Genomic DNA, 533 nt, shown 5'->3' with positions numbered 1-533 from the left:
AGGGTGTCATGGTCGAGCATGCGAGTGTTCTCAATGTTCTACGCGCTTTTCTGGATGTATCAGGCCTCACAGCGCATGATTCACTCCTCGCGATCACGACGATCTCTTTCGACATTGCGGGGCTGGAACTCTATCTTCCGTTGGCCGTGGGAGCTAACGTCGTCCTTGCTCGCGAGACCAATGCTATTGGATTGCAGCAGCATCTGTCCCATCAGAAGATAACTGTGACGCAGGCAACCCCGGCAGCGTGGCGTATGCTCTTCGACGCCGGCTGGGATGGTGCGCCCGAATTGAACGCGTTGTGTGGCGGCGAGGCGTTGCCTTCAGATCTGGCCTCGAAGCTCGGCAGAAGGGTAAAATCTCTCAGAAATCTTTATGGTCCGACCGAGACTACAATTTGGTCGACCACCTTTCTTGCCGACACGGGCATTGAGGCGCCTCACCGGAATGTGCCGATCGGGCGTCCGATTGCGAACACGCGGATCTATGTGCTTGACGACCACGGCCAGCCCGTTCCGTTCGGGGCGGTGGGC

General features: G+C 57.8%; 1 protein-coding gene. It reads left to right on the top strand.

Annotated features, from left to right (window positions below; genetic code table 11):
• On the top strand, window positions 1-533 hold a 533-nt coding region (locus AYK65_RS32700; protein WP_172402095.1), incomplete at both ends, for an AMP-binding protein.

Source organism: Ensifer aridi (assembly GCF_002078505.1).
Classification (GTDB): domain Bacteria; phylum Pseudomonadota; class Alphaproteobacteria; order Rhizobiales; family Rhizobiaceae; genus Sinorhizobium; species Sinorhizobium aridi.
Note: the sequence above shows the minus strand (reverse complement) of the source record. Positions and strands in the feature narration are given on the sequence as shown.